The 16,849-nt window shown below is 49.0% G+C and carries 17 protein-coding genes; all 17 read right to left on the bottom strand.

Translation table 11 applies throughout. From position 1 onward, the window contains the following. Nucleotides 1–21: 21 nt before the first annotated feature. The 17 genes from DNHGIG_RS06430 to DNHGIG_RS06510 all read right to left on the bottom strand — a co-directional run bounded on the left by DNHGIG_RS06430 (nt 22) and on the right by DNHGIG_RS06510 (nt 16,594). Entirely contained in the window at nt 22–759 is a 738-nt protein-coding gene (locus tag DNHGIG_RS06430) for a response regulator transcription factor (protein WP_282198897.1), read from the bottom strand. A 496-nt stretch (nt 760–1,255) separates the two neighbouring features. Next, entirely contained in the window at nt 1,256–2,503 is a 1,248-nt protein-coding gene (gene glyA, locus DNHGIG_RS06435) for a serine hydroxymethyltransferase (protein ID WP_282198898.1), read from the bottom strand. Between the two features lie 219 nt (nt 2,504–2,722). After that, complete coding sequence (locus tag DNHGIG_RS06440) at nt 2,723–3,271, bottom strand: TIGR01440 family protein (protein ID WP_282198899.1); 549 nt, start codon at nt 3,269–3,271, stop codon at nt 2,723–2,725. Then, nucleotides 3,265–3,735, bottom strand: a complete 471-nt coding sequence (gene rpiB, locus DNHGIG_RS06445) for a ribose 5-phosphate isomerase B (RefSeq protein WP_282198900.1) — start codon at nt 3,733–3,735, stop codon at nt 3,265–3,267. Before rpiB ends, DNHGIG_RS06440 begins: the two co-directional genes overlap by 7 nt. 100 nt (nt 3,736–3,835) lie before the next feature. Next, nucleotides 3,836–4,303, bottom strand: a complete 468-nt coding sequence (locus tag DNHGIG_RS06450) for a low molecular weight protein arginine phosphatase (protein WP_282198901.1) — start codon at nt 4,301–4,303, stop codon at nt 3,836–3,838. Between the two features lie 169 nt (nt 4,304–4,472). After that, nucleotides 4,473–5,030, bottom strand: coding sequence for a manganese efflux pump MntP (locus DNHGIG_RS06455; protein ID WP_282198902.1), 558 nt, complete (start codon nt 5,028–5,030; stop codon nt 4,473–4,475). A gap of 205 nt (nt 5,031–5,235) precedes the next feature. After that, nucleotides 5,236–5,604, bottom strand: coding sequence for a chemotaxis protein CheW (locus tag DNHGIG_RS06460; protein ID WP_282198903.1), 369 nt, complete (start codon nt 5,602–5,604; stop codon nt 5,236–5,238). Nucleotides 5,605–5,619: 15 nt separating this feature from the next. Further along, nucleotides 5,620–7,911 carry a chemotaxis protein CheA gene (locus DNHGIG_RS06465; protein WP_282198904.1) on the bottom strand — a complete coding sequence of 764 codons (2,292 nt, stop codon included), beginning with the start codon at nt 7,909–7,911 and terminating at the stop codon, nt 5,620–5,622. A 12-nt stretch (nt 7,912–7,923) separates the two neighbouring features. Further along, nucleotides 7,924–8,283, bottom strand: coding sequence for a response regulator (locus tag DNHGIG_RS06470; RefSeq protein ID WP_282198905.1), 360 nt, complete (start codon nt 8,281–8,283; stop codon nt 7,924–7,926). Between the two features lie 452 nt (nt 8,284–8,735). Continuing rightward, the gene (locus tag DNHGIG_RS06475; RefSeq protein WP_282198906.1) at nt 8,736–9,776 is read right to left on the bottom strand and encodes an L-threonylcarbamoyladenylate synthase; all 1,041 of its coding nucleotides are present in this window, start codon (nt 9,774–9,776) and stop codon (nt 8,736–8,738) included. A gap of 129 nt (nt 9,777–9,905) precedes the next feature. Next, nucleotides 9,906–10,349 carry a GNAT family N-acetyltransferase gene (locus tag DNHGIG_RS06480; RefSeq protein WP_282198907.1) on the bottom strand — a complete coding sequence of 148 codons (444 nt, stop codon included), beginning with the start codon at nt 10,347–10,349 and terminating at the stop codon, nt 9,906–9,908. Nucleotides 10,350–10,436: 87 nt separating this feature from the next. Continuing rightward, complete coding sequence (locus tag DNHGIG_RS06485) at nt 10,437–11,696, bottom strand: ATP-binding protein (RefSeq protein ID WP_282198908.1); 1,260 nt, start codon at nt 11,694–11,696, stop codon at nt 10,437–10,439. A gap of 52 nt (nt 11,697–11,748) precedes the next feature. Next, a complete protein-coding gene (gene spoIIR / locus DNHGIG_RS06490; protein WP_282198909.1) occupies nt 11,749–12,459 on the bottom strand; it encodes a stage II sporulation protein R in 711 nt (236 codons plus the stop codon). 68 nt (nt 12,460–12,527) lie between these two features. Further along, complete coding sequence (gene prmC / locus DNHGIG_RS06495; RefSeq protein WP_282198910.1) at nt 12,528–13,412, bottom strand: peptide chain release factor N(5)-glutamine methyltransferase; 885 nt, start codon at nt 13,410–13,412, stop codon at nt 12,528–12,530. Beyond that, on the bottom strand, nt 13,405–14,478 hold the full coding sequence (gene prfA, locus DNHGIG_RS06500; RefSeq protein WP_282198911.1) for a peptide chain release factor 1: 1,074 nt from the start codon (nt 14,476–14,478) through the stop codon (nt 13,405–13,407). Before prfA ends, prmC begins: the two co-directional genes overlap by 8 nt. 79 nt (nt 14,479–14,557) lie before the next feature. Next, nucleotides 14,558–15,469, bottom strand: a complete 912-nt coding sequence (locus DNHGIG_RS06505; RefSeq protein WP_282198912.1) for a DUF1385 domain-containing protein — start codon at nt 15,467–15,469, stop codon at nt 14,558–14,560. 114 nt (nt 15,470–15,583) lie between these two features. Next, nucleotides 15,584–16,594 carry a TolB-like translocation protein gene (locus DNHGIG_RS06510; RefSeq protein ID WP_282198913.1) on the bottom strand — a complete coding sequence of 337 codons (1,011 nt, stop codon included), beginning with the start codon at nt 16,592–16,594 and terminating at the stop codon, nt 15,584–15,586. Nucleotides 16,595–16,849: the final 255 nt, after the last annotated feature.

The following is a 16,849-nucleotide window of genomic DNA, read 5'->3' on the forward strand; positions in this document are numbered from 1 at the left end:
AGATTGAATCTAAAATTTTTGTTAGCAAATATTGATGAAGTCCACGTTTTGTGAGAGAACATACAAAAGTGAATGGATCGTTACGAACGAAGATAATAGTTTGTTTAGTTGAATTTTATAGCCTTTCCCCCGTTTCGTAACCAAAATAGTAGGATGACGGGGGTCTTTCTCGATTTTCTCTCGCAGCCTTTGGATATGGACGTAAAGGCTAGAAGGCCCAATCAGATTAGCAAGATGGATTAACTCATCAGCTTTAAACGTTTGTCCCATATTTCTGGTTAATATGTATAAAAGTTTAAATTCTGTGCTTGACAGTGGTAAACGTTCACCATGATTGATAATACAATGTCCTGTGATGTCGAAAATTACTTGGGGCGCTAATTCAATACAATTTTCAAGGCTATCTCCTTGATGTGTCGTACTATGTACCTGATGTAAACGAAGAAGTACGTTTGCCAGGGGTTCGGTCAAATGAATAGATGCTTGTTGTCGTAAAAGTACACGGTTCACTTCATTTGTATCTGAACTGATGGTTAGAACAGGTATTGGCGTTATATGTAACAAATTTCTCCAATAGAGCAAGTCATCCATAGTAGGATTGGGGAGATCAAGAACAACCGCTATAAACTCTTGCCTTTGAATCATAGATTCTATTTGTTCACGATCGGTGACATGATAAACCTCTATCTTATGAGATGTAAGGATACATCTAAACAATGATACAGTCGATTGGTTTTTGGAAAATAGTAAAATACGCATTCGACTGACCCTCCGATATTTCTTACGAGATTCTCGAAAATGGAAAATAATATGAGATTTACAATATCCGAATTTTAACACATTAACCAATTTGGTGGTCAAGAGTAATTCTTTAGAAACTAAAATGGACAAGAAGTTATTTCTACATGTGGAGCCATCAGAGAGTGAAATGTTTCTTGTGCGGGGGAAGAATTTTGAGGCTGCCACAAGAGAGGGAGTGGCTATTGTGTGGATTGTATCGCTTTGCGACGCAGCGGTGAGCGGAAGGTCGTTCCGCTTCTTTTTTGGTCGTTATGGGTATATGCTTGGCGTGAAAAAGCGACCGTGGAGGTCGTCTCGCAACATTTGAACATATTCTGCGAGACGATTTCTCGGAGCACGAACGCAAACCATATACATAAAACAAGGGTGTCCCCTCTATGTAACACGGCCACATATAAATCGAGCGGGACACCCCTAAAAATAGTTGCTGTATTAACGTATGGCTCAGGCAGACTTAAATCTCAAATCCTTCGTACAACGGGAAGCGGGCACACAAGTCGCGCACTTTCGCCATCGCTTGGTTGATCGAGGGCTGATGGTCTTTATTCTTCAATGTCAATTCGATAATCTCCGCGATTTCAACCATCGCGTCGGTTGTAAAGCCGCGTGAAGTAACTGCAGGCGTACCGATCCGGATACCGCTGGTAACAAACGGGCTTTGCGTTTCAAACGGAATGGTGTTTTTATTCACCGTGATCCCGACTTCATCGAGTAAGTGTTCCGCTTCTTTCCCAGTCAAACCGAGGTTGCGCAGATCGACCAGCAACAGATGGTTATCCGTTCCGCCGGAAACGAGGGTAAATCCGCGATCCATCAGCGCTTTTGCCAACGCTTGGGCGTTGTCGATCACCGCTTGGGAATATTGAGCGAATTCGGGACGCAGCGCTTCGCCGAACGCTACCGCTTTGGCGGCGATCACATGCATCAAGGGACCGCCTTGCGTTCCCGGGAAGACCGCTTTGTCGATCTCTTTCGCGTATTGTTCTTTGCAGAGGATCAAGCCGCCGCGGGGTCCGCGCAATGTTTTATGAGTGGTCGATGTGACGAAATCGGCATAAGGAACCGGGCTCGGATGGTGACCGGTCGCCACCAGGCCTGCGATATGCGCCATGTCGACCATCAGGTAAGCGCCCACTTCGTCAGCGATTTCTCTCAACTTGGGGAAGTCGATCACGCGGGGATAAGCGGACGCACCAGCGACGATCATTTTCGGTTTATGTTCATGCGCCAATTGGCGAACCGTTTCATAATTGATCCGATGTGTATCTGGATCCACGCCGTAGGGAACGAAGTTGTAATACTTACCGGAGATATTGACTGGGCTGCCGTGAGTCAAATGGCCGCCATGGGACAAGTTCATGCCCAGAACGGTATCGCCCGGTTTGAGAAATGCGAAATAGACGGCTCCGTTCGCTTGTGCCCCCGAATGAGGCTGCACATTGGCATGTTCCGCATTGAACAGCTTTTTTACACGCTCGCGTGCCAACTCTTCTACGATGTCCACGTATTCACAGCCGCCGTAATAACGCTTGCCAGGATACCCTTCCGCATATTTGTTTGTTAGAACGGTACCCATCGCTTCCATCACGGCACGGCTCACGAAATTTTCCGACGCGATCAGTTCGATTTTGCTGCGTTGGCGGCCCAGTTCCTTCTGTATCGCTTCCGCAACATCCGGATCAATCAAACGAAGATGGCTCATGGTCTCTCTCCTTCTCCTGCAATGGAAATGTATGGTATGTTGGGTGTATGCTTTGCGCTCATGCTCCGTAAAGGTCGCTATTACGCGCAAAGCATGACGTCCGGCCAAAGGCCGTTTTCAGTCCTCCGATGGCGCCGCTTACGGCATGGTGAGCTATAATCTCATGGGTGGAACATGTAAAGCGTCGCCTATGCGGCATAAACGGCTATTTTTATCGATTTACGGCTTCAGCACATAGACGGCCCGCTCACCGCCGATGAGTTTCGGACGTGTACGCGCCATCGTCACGTGTGCCGCACCGATCGTCTTGATACTTGGACGAACGGGAACAACCACGGGACGCAGATGCATGCCGATGAATGTATCGCCGATGTCAATCCCCGCGTGTGCCTGAATCCGTTCAACCATCACTGGGTCGTGCAAACGGCGGAAAGCTTCTGCCGCGACCGCACCGCCCGCATGCAGAACCGGCACCACCGTGACCTCCTCCAACTGGAATGCGCGCATCGTTGACCGCTCTACGACGAGCGCGCGGTTCAGATGTTCACAGCATTGAAACGCTACCTGAAAACCATATTGCTCTCTCGCTTCCAATACTGCGTCCACAATCGCTTTGGCTGTGTCGGCCGAGCCAGCTGTCCCAATCTTTTGACCGATGATCTCAGAGCTCGATGCACCGACTACCAAGATCTGTTCCTCCGTCAGACGTGCATGCTCCTGCAGCTCATCGATCACTTGCCGTGTCTGACGGCGGATTTCGTCTAGCATCCTCGAACCCCTTCCTCTTGACCGTATTCTTGTTCAATTTGGCGGATCTTGTCCAAACGTCTCGCATGACGGCCGCCTTCGAATTCAGTCGTCAACCATATACGCACAATCTCCTCGGCCAGTCCGGGTCCGATCACCCGTCCACCCATAGCAAGGACGTTGGTATCGTTGTGTTGTCGCGTCGCCTTCGCGGAAAAACAATCATGTACGAGCGCACAACGGACGCCAGGTACTTTGTTGGCAACAATAGACATCCCGAGGCCCGTACCGCAGAAGAGGATTCCGCGATCATATTCCCCGTTCGCGACCGCTTTGGAGACCTGAAGACCGTAATCCGGATAATCAACAGACTCTTCCGAATAGGTACCGAAATCCTTGTAAGCGAGGCCCATTTGATCGAGCACCGTCTTGATATGCTCTTTCAACGCATAACCCCCATGATCTGCTGCGAGCGCTATTTTCATCAGTCTCCCTCCTTCCTTCAGGATCGCTGGAACACCTACGGAATTCACTTACCAGAACCACAATGATTTTATTGTATCGTTCGTACGGATATATCCGCAACTAGTTGTCCGCATGTTCACGCAGTTTCTGCAATAATCGTGAGAGTACTTCTTCCAATTCACGTGCACATGCTTCATAGATTGTATCATCGCCGCCGTAAGGGTCATAAATGTCTGCTGTTGGATCATCGTCAACAAATTCCTTCAAAGTGAACGTCCTGTCCATGGCAAAAGGGAATAGGTGAACGACCGCTTTTTTGTGCGAACCGGTCATCGTCAGAATCAGATCGGAAGAACGAACGAGATTTTCATCCAGCGGTTTGGATACATGTGTGTCACCTGGGATGTTCCGTTTGGCCAACGCTTTAATCGCACCTTCCGAAGCCGATCCTCCCGGGATCGCAGCAACTCCGGCCGATCGTATCTCAATCCCTTTGATCCCTTCCTGTTCCAAACGGTGGCGGAATAGCGCTTCCGCCATCGCACTGCGACAAGTGTTACCCGTACAGACAAAAAGAACGCGATACAAGATCATCCCCCATTTCCGCCTTCTCCTTGCTTAGTGTAAGTATATCCCGCGATCATTTCATGATGCAATGAGGAGATGAGTGATTGACTTGAAGATGGTTGGTTGGGCGGGCATATGGCAACCTGGGGCAGTTTTCATCCATCGGTGAACCCCTGAAGCATAAAGCTACTTATAAAAGAAATTTGAGGCCGAGCGTAAACAAAATGGCCCCGCCCACAATCTCACCGTATTCACCGAACAGGCGGCTGACTCGGCTGCCGATGGACAGTCCCAGGGCGGCCATACAGGCTCCCACGATCCCAAATAACGAGACGACGAGTCCTACCGGTGCCTCAAACAGCCCCAATGAAAAACCGACAGACAAAGCGTCCATGCTGACACTCATGGAAAATAGCAATAACCCGATACCGGCGGTCCGGTCGAGCGATACGGTTTCTTGATTCTGTTTCACCGATTGCCAGACCATATGGATCCCCAGACCGATGAGCATCAAGGCCCCCAATATTTTGGCGATTTCTCCTACCACACGGCTAAGATAGATCCCTACAAACATGCCCACTAGCGGCATGAGGACGTGAAACCCTCCGATGGTTACGCTGATTCGTCCGATCTCCTTTTTCGTTAATCCCTGCATGCCAAGTCCGAGACAGAGGGAGAAAGCATCCGTGCCAAGCGCGATCGCAATCAACATGAGGGTGAGCATTTCTCCTGTTAGTTGTTCAACCATTTGCCCGTTCACATCCCGTAGTGATAGTCTGTCCCTAGCCAATGTATGCGTATCCGGGAGTTTCCATACCATGAGGGGCCGATGAAAAAATAACCGCTTCCTAACCGACCACGAGTACGTTCCATTTTATTCGGAACACGCAAAGCGTCTATCTTTTCGTGGAGAGATTCCATGAAAAAAGAGGCCCTGCAAGAGCCTCCCTGCGTTACAGTTGTATGAGAATCACGAGCTTTTCCCCGCGGCGAATGACGCCTTTAAAGTACTTGTTATCCGTTTCATATGATTGGATGTCCTCATCATCACAGTCGATCACATCATGCGCCTCGTCTACCAGATACGCTTTATCGTCCACGATCAACAAGCGATTAAGCGGAGTCAGTTCTTTCGCCGGCGCCCCGAGCATCGTCCGCAGATCCATCACGGTGATCACGACGCCGCGCAGGTTCATGACTCCAAGGACGTGCTGCGGAGAAAGGGGGACCGGACGAATCGGCTGAACCGTTTCGATGGAGCGTACCTTCTCGATCGGCAGGGCATATGTTTCATTACCTACCTCAAATAAAACCAATTTCATCTGCGATTCTCCTCTCTATGACGCAAAAAAAGCGTTTGTATCCAAGATCAATGCAACCGTACCGTCTCCCAAAATGGTTGCTCCCGAGAAATAGGGGATTTTTTTCAATTCGCGATCCAACGATTTCAGAACCACTTCTTGCTGACCGAGCAAATCGTCGACAACGATGCCCATTTTCTGTTGCCCTTTTTGTATCAGAATCAGATTTCCTTCTTCTGATCGCTTTCCGCCAAATACTTCGCCGACATATTCGACCGGGACGACCTGATCCCGCCAAACGGTCACTGGCTTGCCGTGAACGGTTTTGATTTCGGGAATGTCCGTAACTTCCGCGATCGTTCCGATCGGCAGTACATAGGGATTCTCTCCGATCTTCACCAAAAGTCCGTCGAGAATCGCCAATGTCATCGGAAGCTGAATGACAAATTTCGTTCCTTTGCCTGGTTGGCTATGTATCTCTACTTTTCCTGACAGAGATTCGATCTTGGCTTTGACCACATCCAGCCCGACCCCCCGGCCGGAGATATCGCTGATCGTATCGGCCGTAGAAAACCCGGAAGAAAAGAGCAACTGGTACACTTGTTGGTCTGTCAACGAATCGTTCGCATCGACGATCCCTTTCTCCCTCGCTTTTCGCAGCACTTTCTCACGGTCGATACCACCGCCGTCGTCCTCCACTTCGATGAACACATAGTTGCCGGAAGGATAGGCACGCAATTGGATATGGCCGGCATCTGGTTTGCCGCGTTTTCTGCGCTCTTCAACCGGTTCGATCCCGTGATCGATCGAGTTGCGCAGCATGTGCAAGATAGGATCGCCGATCTCTTCGACAACGGTGCGATCCAATTCCGTATCTTCGCCGCTGATCGTGAATTCGATCTCTTTGCCGAGTTGCTTGGCTGTGTCACGCACCATACGCGGAAACCGTTGAAATACGCTTTCGACAGGAATCATGCGGATCGACATGATCAACTCCTGTAACTGATTGGAAATCCGGCTCATATGGTCGATCGTTTGTTGCAGACCGTCATGCCTTACCTCTCCGCGAATCTGCTCGAGACGTGTCTTGTCAATCACCAATTCGGAGAAGAGGTTCATCAATTCGTCCAATTTCTCCGTATCGACACGAATGGTACTTCCTTTTTTCCCTTCAACTGCTGACTGTTTTTGCTTTGTTTTCTTGACCACATTCTCCGAGCGTTCCAGTCTTTCATTTTCTTGTTTCCATTCACGCAATTCGACCAGTTCGATTTCGGAGACAGATTCGATCGCGTGACGGATCTTTTCGATGGATTCGTGCGACCATAAAATAAACAAGACATCTTGTTCGAGTTGTTCTTGTTCGATCGCATCCATCGGCGGTTTGGTAAAGAGAAGATGATCCTGTCCACCGATCGCTTCGAACACCAAGTACATCCGGGCCGATTTCATTTGCGTCGTCGGTGCCAGGCGTACACCCGCCTCATACACCCGAAACCCTTTCGCCAACGCTTGTTGGATCACATATTGGACATGTTCATCATCGGTGATCCGCTCTTTCGGAAGCAAATTTCCGGTACGCACTGATTGGTTCCCCTGCTTCTGCCATTCGGCGAACATGATGATCTTGACTTCCGATACACGCAGGATCTCGTTTGCGATCTCTTCCGCATCCAGGTCGGAAGCGAGGACAAAGCGTATATTTCCATTGTACTCCCCCGCATCCAAGACAGCGGGTTCCGGATCGGTGTGAAGCAGTTTGTCTTCATCGAACGTTTGTCTTACCTGCGCCCAGCGGGCCATCGGCATCAAGCAATCCTCGCTGAAACCGATCTCGATTTCATACACGCGTTGGCCCTGTTCCATGGCGGTTTCGGCAATCGTTTGCACGATCGTTTTCGTCGAGGAAGCCGCTGCCATCTCCTCACGCGCAGGATTCTCAGACGTCTCCTCTTGTCTCAAGACGCGGTCCAATTCCTCGAGAAGCGCGCTCCAGTCATGCGAACGCTCCTCTCCGAACTCCTCAACCTCCTCTAAAAGTGTTTCTAATGCATCCAATGCATGAAACAAAGCATCGACAACAGAGGCAGACAAGGGGAGAAGTCCATTCCGGATCTGATCCAACAGGTTTTCCGCATGGTGAGTGATGTCACCCATGTGGGTGAACCCCATGGTCATCGACATCCCCTTGATTGTATGAGCAGCACGAAAAATGGTAGGGATGACCGCCAAATCTTTCGATTTCTCGATTTCCAACATCCCATCCGACCATGCTTGCAAATGTTCTCTCGTTTCATCGATAAACATGGACAAATATTCTGCGTGCACGAAAACAGCCCCCTACGCTAAAACTTTATTGATCGCTTCCAATACGCGTTCCGGCTGAAACGGCTTCACACAGAAATCTCTGGCCCCTGCTTGAATCGCTTCGATGACCATCTGTTGTTGTCCCATCGCGGAACACATGATCACTCGCGCATCAGGATCCAATGCTTTAATTTCCTTTAATGTCTGAATGCCGTCCTTTTCGGGCATCGTGATATCCAGTGTGACAACATCGGGTTTGTAATTTTTGTACATTTCAATCGCTTCGTTCCCATTGCTGGCTTCGGCGATGACATGATGTCCACTTTTCGTAAGCATATCCTTGATCATCATCCGCATGAATGCAGCATCGTCAACCACTAAAATATTGGCCATAATACCCCTCTTTTTCTATTTTTTGTAATACACCCTTATAAGCCTTTCTAAAACTGAAAAATTCTCCATTCTCAAGCGCAATTCCTTTTTATTTCGTGAACTTGTCAGCCAAATTTCTCAGTTCTTCAGCATTTTTTGACAAGGAAGCCCTCCATGCCGCAAGTGGCACCATCAGAGGATGAAAAGTTTCTTGTGAGGGAAGAAGTATAAGGCTATCTCAAGAAACGGAGTGGCTTTTGGGTGGGTTGTATCGCTTTGCGGCGCAGAGGTGAGTTGAAGGTCGTTCCGCAACCTCTGTTAATAATCCCAGCGGGACGACCTTCATCGAACCCAAGCGCAAAGCGATGCAACCCACCCAAGCACTAGTTTTCAAGGAAGTCACCCTGCCGCACCCAATAAAAAAAGACCCTTGGCCATTAACCCAAAGGTCTTCCTACCTATCAGAAAAGTATTCAGGTCAATACGCGATACCCAGCCGCTTTCATCAAACGATTCATAATCGCGAGTCCGATTCCTTCCCGTGGAAAACTTTCCGCATAGATCCGTTCGATACCCTGCTGATCAAACGCGCGCAAAGCGGCATAAAGGCCTGCTGCAACTGTGGACAAATCACTCCTCTGTCCACAAGAGATCACCGCATCTGCCCGATACATATCCACATGTTCATCAGTTGTCAACACACCCACACGCGCACCTTCTAAACGTGACCGATCCACATAGGACTGGATACGGGAGACCACGGAGTTGTCCTCCCCCGAAACAATCCACATATCCCCGCGCGGTGCATAATGTGTGTATTTCATCCCTGGAGACTTGGGGGGCTGTTTCAGCTCTCTAGGTGACGTTTGTTTCAATGCCGGATCCAAAAGCACATCACCAACCACGTGCCCGATTTGTTCCTGCGATATGCCTCCGGGCCGTAAAATCATGGGCACTGGAGAGGTGATATCCACAACCGTCGATTCTACCCCCACGCCCGCAGGACCGCCATCGATCACAGCGGCGATCAAATGATCCAAATCTTCGAGCACATGTTCCGCGGTGGTTGGACTGGGACGTCCCGAACGGTTTGCGCTCGGCGCGGCGAGAGGCACTCCGGATGACTCGATCAACATGCGCGCCACCGGATGGTTCGGCATGCGAATCCCGACCGTATCAAGCCCCGCCGTCACCTGATCTGGGATTCCATCTTTTTTGGGAAAAATTAATGTCAAAGGCCCCGGCCAGAACGCATCCATAAGCTTTCGCGCCGTGTCGGGGATTTCCTTAACTAAGCGCTCCAAATCACGCTCTGACGCAATGTGGACAATCAGTGGATTATCGGACGGCCGCCCTTTTGCTTGAAAAATTTTATCCACAGCCGCCGGATTCGTCGCGTCCGCGCCGAGCCCATAAACCGTTTCCGTCGGAAAAGCAACGACTTCCCCATTCCGGATCAGTGTTCCCGCATAGGCGATGCTTTTCTCGTCGGCAGTTAATCGCTTCGTTTGCATAAAAATACCCGCCTTTCAACGATAGTATATCAAAAAGGCAGGTTTTTAGGCATAATCCTTCATCATTCGACAGAATACGAGAACGACTGTTCTATTTTATTCACATTATCCACATCCATCTGTGGATAATTAGTGAGTTATGCACCGTTTCCTCATCGGCACACCTCGTCCAATCTGTTGGATCGCATGCGGAGAATCCTGAATAGAAAGGGGAATCTCATCAAACTCGATCTCTTCAAATCCCATGTGGATAAATATATGTGGAACAGCTGTGAATAAGTAGAGTTCTTCCACACCCTCCGTTTCTGCATAGGAGAGAAAGAGTTGGATCAGTTTCATTCCTTCCGGTTCCGTCGCGATCTCTTTCGTCAAGACCAGCGAACGCAGCAAGCAACTGTTTCCGTATCGTTCCACACCAACGGTCCCCACCATGTTGCCTGTCTCGTTGTTCAATGCGATCAGAAAATGGTCAATCCACTCTTGTACACCCGCGTTACCCACACCTGCCGCCATGAGCAATTCCTCAACTTGCTCCACATCTTCGATGGTGCCTCGGCGTATTTGTATGGCCATGCTGATATCCCCCTGGTATGAATCTCGTATTCTACTGCCATCATTAATGATACATATGAATGAGTCAAGGATCATAGACCTTCTCGCCTATATTTCTTTACGAGATGATTGAGGCAAAATGATAGAGAAGCAGGTTCCTTTCCCTTTCTCGCTGTCTACTTGAATCTTGCCGTTCATCAATTGTACAATCCGATAACTGGCCATCAATCCCAACCCTGTTCCTTTCTCTTTTGTCGAATAAAATGGGGTTCCCAACCGGTTGATTTCATCCCGTGTCATTCCGACACCCGTATCGATGATCTCGATAATCACATGTTCATCTTTACGGCAAACGAATACTTGAAGCGTTCCGCCCTTGGTCATGGCTTCAATTCCGTTTTTCATCAAATTGACCAACACCTGACTAAACCTGACTTGGTTGGTCGTCAGTGAACAAGAACTGTCCCCTTTCATTTCGATTTCCACATTTCGCGGTTTCGCACAAGAAGATAATACATTTGCGATATGTCGAACATGCTCCACGACATCGAATGTTTCCGCTTTCTCGATTTGCGGTTTCGTGAGAGACAAGTAATCGTTGATGATCTCTTCGGCCCTGTCCAACTCATCGATGATCAATTTCATATACCGTTTGTCTTCTTCACTTACCTCCCGCGAGCATAAAAGCTGGACAAACCCCCGAACCACCGTCATGGGATTGCGGATCTCATGTGCGATGGAGGCGGCAAGCTCACCTAACACATGCAACTTCTCCGCTTTTTGCATCTCGATTTCCATCGCCTTGTTTTCCCGCATATTTTCAATCAAATGAACGGAGACCCACATGGCAAGAACATGAAGAAAACAAAAACCGGCGAAGAAAACCAGTATGTTTTCCTTACTGTCGGGAACCAGTTCATGGATTCGATAGTATCCGATGAGCGCAATGAGCAACGACGTGGAAAAAGCGATGGCCATGGCCGTCAGAATTCTGCGCTTTCGATTCAAGGTTTGATACAGGGGAACAAAAAAAACGGTCAAGCCCACCAATGCGATCGCACTGTATAGCGCCGTATAGAATCCGTACCCACCCAATCCATAACGATAAAGAAGGGCTGCCAACAGATCTGCAAGGCCCACTTCATATCCTCCGTACAAGAAACCGAGAAGGATCGGTATCGAACGCAGATCATATATGTTCCCAGGCACGATCGTAAACGGAAAAATCATGCATGCGACTGTTGCGGTCACAGAAATCAACCCGATGATTAATTTTTGAAATCGCTGTTCGATTTTAATGGAGTAATAGATTAAGATCCCTATGATGATGATCAGGATATTCAGTAAAAGATCCTTGATGCCAAACATCACTCTCACCCCTGTACACGAAAAAACAGGTTCCGATAAAGAACCCGGTCATCTATGAGTGAAACAGTTTGTGAAAGAAACTGCTGATCCTTGTAAACATACGGATGATCTCATCGAGAATGGCGGAACGAACTTGGACTTTCTGTTTATGGGAGGGATTACCGTAAGAGACTTCGATCGTACCGAGAGGTTTGACGGAAGCGTCCATATCTTTCGGTTTGACCTGTACGGCATCTCCATTCGCGATGTCCACGAAACATAAGGAAGGAAATAAAACGCACCACCAGTTCTGTCCGTCTCCTTTGCCGATAACAATGCGCAGCGCTTCATAATTGCCTGCCGGATATACTTTATCCCCATAGATCTTTGTCGGAAAAGGGACGATCCCATACTCGGTTTTCACCGGATAGGAAGAACCTTTCTCCCGCAGCACTTCTTTTGCGATTCGGTCGATCTCCGATATATCTCGTTTCAGAATCTGCCTCGCTTCTTCTTCCGTTTGTACGCGGTACAGTTTTTTCCCTACTTCTTCAATGACACGGTCGCGAACCTCTCGCTTCAGCAGCTGATCTTCCGGTGAATCCGAGTTGGCAATGACGCGAAAGCGAATGGCATGATCGGGAATTTCAGAAACGGATGATCCAATGACTTCTTCCTGTTCTGCCAAAGCGGTAAGACCGCCAAATGTCGTCTGCCATCCGCTACCCGCCATCGTGACCAGCATTGTTAAAGCAAGTCCGAACATGATTTTGACCCGCATCATGAAGCCCTCCCCTGATACTTTTGCTTGATAGATTCAGTATCTCCGGGAGGGCTCTTGAATATACTTTTCTAGCAAAACCAATTGATAGATTCACGCCAGCCGATCACGACACGACCGATCCCTTGCCAATCGGGTATGATTGTCGTTTTCGCCGGCGGCCATCCTTGTTCGATCAAGCGGGCGACTGCTTCCGCCTGATGGATGCCGACCTCAAACGCTACGAGGGCAGGACCTTCTTCCCGCATTACAAGAGGCAACTGCGTGACCATCATGCGATAGGGACTCAATCCGTCTTCTCCGCCGTCAAGCGCCAATAGCGGTTCATAGCAACGGACTTCTTCGTCGAGGTGTTGCACATCTTCACTCGGGATATAAGGAGGATTCGAAACGAGTACATCGACTCGCTGGCCTTTCCGCAAGATCGGTTCAAGCAGATTCCCCTGAAGGAAAGATACGGAAGCTCTGAGACGCGCTGCGTTTTCCTGGGCGACGAGAAGAGCATCCTTTGACAGATCGATCGCCAACACTTTCGCTTCGGGCCACTCCAGTGCCAGCGTAACGGCAATCGCGCCTGAGCCGGTACCGACATCCACGATCACCGGATGACCGGTAAACATCTCTTTCCGTTTACAGACTTCTTCAACCAAGATCTCCGTTTCCGGCCGGGGGATGAGAACCCCTTTACGCACGATGAAATCGCGCCCAAAAAACTCCTGATGCCCCACGATATATTGCAACGGTTCATGCGACCCGCGCCGCTTGATCAACCGTTCGTAAGTCTCGCGGCTTTCTTCGGGAAACTCCATGTGCATTTCCGCAAGCAGTTGATATTTCTCCCACCCCAATACGTGTTGCAAGAGAACTTCCGCATTTAAGCGCGGGTGGCGAATCCCTTTGTCCTCTAAAAAACGGGATGCCCTTAAGATGACATCCCGTATCGTTTCCTTAGTCATTGCCCGCCGCCTTCAACTGTTCACTGCGCTCTGCCGCGATCAACGTGTTAATAATCTCATCGAGATCGCCTTGCAGAACCGCGTCCAATCTGTGCAATGTCAGTCCGACCCGATGATCGGTGACACGGCTTTGCGGGAAATTGTACGTACGAATGCGTTCGGAGCGGTCACCTGAACCCACTTGACTCTTGCGCGCGGCAGCCAATTCGGCTTGTTGCTCCTGTTGTTGCTTTTCATAAAGGCGTGCACGTAACACTTTCAACGCCTTTTCTTTATTCTTCAATTGGGATTTCTCGTCTTGGCAGGAGACAACAATCCCGGTGGGAAGGTGGGTGATACGGATCGCCGACTGCGTGGTATTCACAGACTGCCCGCCGGGACCCGTCGAGCAAAACGTATCGATCCGCAAATCTTTCTCGTGAATCTCCACTTCCACCTCTTCGACTTCCGGCAATACGGCAACAGTCGCCATCGATGTATGAATGCGTCCTCCCGATTCGGTTGCCGGAACCCGCTGTACACGATGACCGCCCGATTCGAATTTCAGCTTGGAATAAGCCCCTTTGCCATTGACCATGAAGATGATCTCTTTATAACCGCCGAGGTCTGTTTCCGCCGCGTCGATCACATCGATTTTCCAACCGTTTCGTTCTGCATAACGCGTATACATGCGGAACAAATCACCTGCGAACAATGCCGCTTCTTCCCCTCCTACGGCACCGCGGATCTCGACGATGACGTTCTTGTCATCATTCGGATCTTTCGGCAATAAGAGAACGGTCAGTTTTTCCTTTAAATCGGCTTCCCGTTCCGTCAGTTCGTCAAGCTCCATCTTGACGAGTTCGCGCATTTCGTCGTCGAGTTTTTCCTGAAACATAGATTTCGCGTCCGCAATCCCTTTCACAACTTTTTTGTATTCGCGAAAGACTTGCACGGTTTCCTCGATATCGGCTTGCTCTTTGGCATACGTGCGCAACTTCTCGGGATTGTTGATGACCTCAGGGTCACAGAGAAGATCGGATAGTTGGTTATATCGGTCTTCGATCGCTTGCAGACGATCGATCATATACAATCACCTCACTGCTATTGAAAGTCGTGCTTAGATGGCTATATCGCCTTGCGCCCAAAAGTCACTCCATTCCCCGCTATCCTGTCGCCGACTCATCCGTATATGAAGATCCGGCGCGATCATCTTCGGTATGCTCCTCAAGAATCGCTTTCACGGATGCGATCGCCACTTCGATCTGTTCGTCATCGGGTTCGCGCGTCGTCATGCGCTGCATCCAAAAACCCGGCGTAACAAGTGCGAGCAACAGCGGGTTTGTCGTGGATGCGGACAAACGGATCAACTCGTAGGACAGCCCCGCCACGACAGGCAATAAAAGTATCCGGGCAAGAACTTTGTACAGCAAAGGTAACGTTTGCCCAGAGAAGAAGGAAAACAAAACGATCGAAAAAAGAAAAACAAACAGCAGGAAACTGGTTCCGCAACGTCTATGAATCAACGTGTGTTTGCGCACATTCTCAACGATCAATTCCTCTCCGGCCTCAAAGCAATTGATCGTTTTATGCTCGGCTCCGTGGTATTCGAAAGTCCGCCGGATGTCTTTTATGAAAGAGATCGCCCCGATATACCCTATAAAAAAGGCCAGGCGCAATCCCCCTTCCACAAGAGCAAATCCGACTCCACTTGTCGTTACCCATTTGGCGATAAAAACTGGCAGCAATATAAAAAACCCGATTCCGAACACGAGTGACGAGAAGATGGTCACCGCCAGTTGCCAAGGCGACATGGCTTCCTCACCTTCATCAAATGCAAGGTGAGAAGACTTTGTCAGTGCCTGCATCCCAACGACCATCGACTCATAAAGCACTGCGCATCCCCTCAGGATCGGCCAACGCAGTAGCGGATACTTATCAGCCAAAGACTCGCGCGTTTCCATATCGACATGAATGTCGCGGTTCGGTTTGCGCACGGCGACGGCAACTTTGTCGCCCCTGCGCATCATAACTCCTTCGATCACGGCCTGACCGCCAATATACATCTGTGGCTCCATCGTTTGTTCACACGCCCCTTCTAGTAAACAAGGCGAGACATCTGATTCCCTTATTGTATCATAATGCAAACAAAAAAGCAGGGGGTATCCCTGCCTCCCAAACTGGCCGGTGGCTCATCTCAAAAGCATGTAGTTATTGATGACACCGTTTGTCTTATACCAAACTTCCGATATCTTCTTTGTCGTTTCATCATAATAACAAATCGCTTTTGGTTTGGATTGATAGCCCGCTTGATCATGCATCGTTTCGCCGTTTTCCTTCGTGGCTAGAAAATAGATTCCTTTGCCGTCAGAAGAAAACTGCGCTTGTTTGATCTGCGTATACGTGTCTGAATCTGAGAAAAGGGGAACCGAGCGACCGGAATCCAGATCCAACTGATATACGGTATGTTTGGCATGTTCGTCGAAGGAATCGGCGACGGTGAAAAGGGCCTTTTTACCGCCGGTTGAGATGGACACATCGGTCACATCTTTGTTTATGGTTGTGATTTCTTTGCCCTTTTTATCGTTCGGCTGAAAAAGGGTCAGATGATAGGTGGGCGGTTGGGGCACCGCCTGATTCTTGTTGGCTTGTTCGACCTTCGTAAAATCATCTTGCAAAGAATAGGTTAACGATAAGATCTGATCGGAAGACGGATCGTAATCAAAGTATTTGACACTCAAATCTTTTTCCGCGGCATTCCAAACATCAACTGTTTGCGTCCGGATATCATATGTAGCCAGATGAAAGTTTCGCTCACCCGGAAGAACCACCCGCATATAGATTTTCGAATGTTTCGGGTCGATACGGAGAAAATCCACATTCGCCAGACGGTCGGTGAGCTGCTTCCTTTCCTTCGTAGCGAGATTCCATTCGAATAATTGAATAAGTCCTTTCTTATCCCGCCCCGTATAATATAAGATCTTCCGATCGGCTGACGGAACGGCCGTCGGATAGTTGGTCAGTTGCTGCTGATCCAAAAGCTGAGTCTGATTCTTTTCCGGGTTCGTATCATAAAACTGCACTCTGTCATTTGTATCCGAAAAAGCGACGAGCATTTCTTGATCGGATCCTCTGCCGCAGCCGGTAGCGAGCCATACGGAGAACATACATGCAACAAATGAGAGTAGAATTTTTCTTGTCATATCGGTACCTCTAGGTTATAGCCGGTACAGTCCCAATCAACCGAAACCCTAAGCCGTTTTCGTATGGAAGTTTCGTTAGGCACTGTACGAACGCATCGTGTTATAAAGCTAGCAATGTGACATTCGGAACGTATACGTTATCCAAAACACATCCCTTCATGTATACGTTCCTGAATGTTTAAAAATACAGAAGCAAAGGGATTCATGCATCTCTTCACTTCTGTATCTTCAATCGGATCTACGTATCTATTGTAC

The organism is Collibacillus ludicampi (genome assembly GCF_023705585.1).
Taxonomy (GTDB): domain Bacteria; phylum Bacillota; class Bacilli; order Tumebacillales; family BOQE01; genus Collibacillus; species Collibacillus ludicampi.

Coding starts and splice junctions, on each gene's coding strand:
- DNHGIG_RS06430 (WP_282198897.1), bottom strand. CDS start 759: ATGCGTATTTTACTATTTTCCAAAAACCAATCGACTGTATCATTGTTT.
- glyA (WP_282198898.1), bottom strand. CDS start 2,503: ATGAGCCATCTTCGTTTGATTGATCCGGATGTTGCGGAAGCGATACAG.
- DNHGIG_RS06440 (WP_282198899.1), bottom strand. CDS start 3,271: ATGCTAGACGAAATCCGCCGTCAGACACGGCAAGTGATCGATGAGCTG.
- rpiB (WP_282198900.1), bottom strand. CDS start 3,735: ATGAAAATAGCGCTCGCAGCAGATCATGGGGGTTATGCGTTGAAAGAG.
- DNHGIG_RS06455 (WP_282198902.1), bottom strand. CDS start 5,030: ATGGTTGAACAACTAACAGGAGAAATGCTCACCCTCATGTTGATTGCG.
- DNHGIG_RS06460 (WP_282198903.1), bottom strand. CDS start 5,604: ATGAAATTGGTTTTATTTGAGGTAGGTAATGAAACATATGCCCTGCCG.
- DNHGIG_RS06470 (WP_282198905.1), bottom strand. CDS start 8,283: ATGGCCAATATTTTAGTGGTTGACGATGCTGCATTCATGCGGATGATG.
- DNHGIG_RS06475 (WP_282198906.1), bottom strand. CDS start 9,776: ATGCAAACGAAGCGATTAACTGCCGACGAGAAAAGCATCGCCTATGCG.
- DNHGIG_RS06480 (WP_282198907.1), bottom strand. CDS start 10,349: ATGGCCATACAAATACGCCGAGGCACCATCGAAGATGTGGAGCAAGTT.
- DNHGIG_RS06485 (WP_282198908.1), bottom strand. CDS start 11,696: ATGTTTGGCATCAAGGATCTTTTACTGAATATCCTGATCATCATCATA.
- spoIIR (WP_282198909.1), bottom strand. CDS start 12,459: ATGATGCGGGTCAAAATCATGTTCGGACTTGCTTTAACAATGCTGGTC.
- prmC (WP_282198910.1), bottom strand. CDS start 13,412: ATGACTAAGGAAACGATACGGGATGTCATCTTAAGGGCATCCCGTTTT.
- prfA (WP_282198911.1), bottom strand. CDS start 14,478: ATGATCGATCGTCTGCAAGCGATCGAAGACCGATATAACCAACTATCC.
- DNHGIG_RS06505 (WP_282198912.1), bottom strand. CDS start 15,469: ATGGAGCCACAGATGTATATTGGCGGTCAGGCCGTGATCGAAGGAGTT.
- DNHGIG_RS06510 (WP_282198913.1), bottom strand. CDS start 16,594: ATGACAAGAAAAATTCTACTCTCATTTGTTGCATGTATGTTCTCCGTA.